This window comes from Agromyces sp. P1_H4, assembly GCF_056405255.1.
Genome location: NZ_JBFUCL010000612.1, coordinates 1 through 651 on the forward strand (window position 1 = coordinate 1; position 651 = coordinate 651).

Below are 651 nucleotides of genomic sequence, written 5' to 3' on the forward strand. Positions count from 1 at the left end.
TCCGTTGACCACGCGCGGCGTGTACGGCTTCGGCGAGCTGCCCGACCGCATCACGCTCTACAAGAACAACCTGCAGGAGCACAGCGTCGATCTCGAGTCGCTGCGTCGGCGGGTGCGCATCACGCTCGTGCACGAGATCGGGCACTACTTCGGGCTCGACGACGCGCGGCTGCACGAGCTCGGCTGGGCGTAGATCTCCGGTGGGCGTGAGCACGGCGACGGGCACGGATGCCGCGTGCGTGCGGCATCCGTGCCCGTGAAGATCGCCTGCTGCTAGTACCTGGAGATGACCTCGATGCCTGCGACGCCCACGGGGCGGTCGACGTAGCATCCGGCGTCGTAGGCGGCCTGCCAGGCGGACTTCTGCAGCGCCGACGAGTTGTATTCGGCGAACGAGCGGGTGCCAGCGTAGCGGCACAGCTGGTTCCACGAGTTGCGGCCGACGATGCCGTCGGAGACCAGGCCCGTGTAGCTCTGGAAGCGGCGCACGTTCGTGTTGGTGTTGGCGCCGAAGCTGTTGTCGACGACGAGCTGGTAGCCGCCGTAGCTGCCGCCGCGCACGGAGGCGATGCCGTTCAGCATCCGCTGGATGTAGCCGACGCACGTCGAGTAGCCGCCCGACGAGTACTGGTAGGCCGTGCAGCCCTGGCC

General features: G+C 67.9%; 2 protein-coding genes. One reads left to right on the forward strand and one right to left on the reverse strand.

Features of this window, described 5'->3' with window-relative positions; all coding sequences use genetic code 11:
• On the forward strand, positions 1 to 193 hold a 193-nt coding region (locus tag AC1DY2_RS20355), incomplete at its 5' end, for a metallopeptidase family protein (protein ID WP_476764066.1).
• An 80-nt stretch (positions 194 to 273) separates the two neighbouring features.
• Here AC1DY2_RS20355 and AC1DY2_RS20360 read toward each other — a convergent pair.
• Positions 274 to 651: peptidoglycan-binding domain-containing protein (locus AC1DY2_RS20360; protein WP_476764067.1), on the reverse strand; the 378-nt coding region annotated here is incomplete at its 5' end.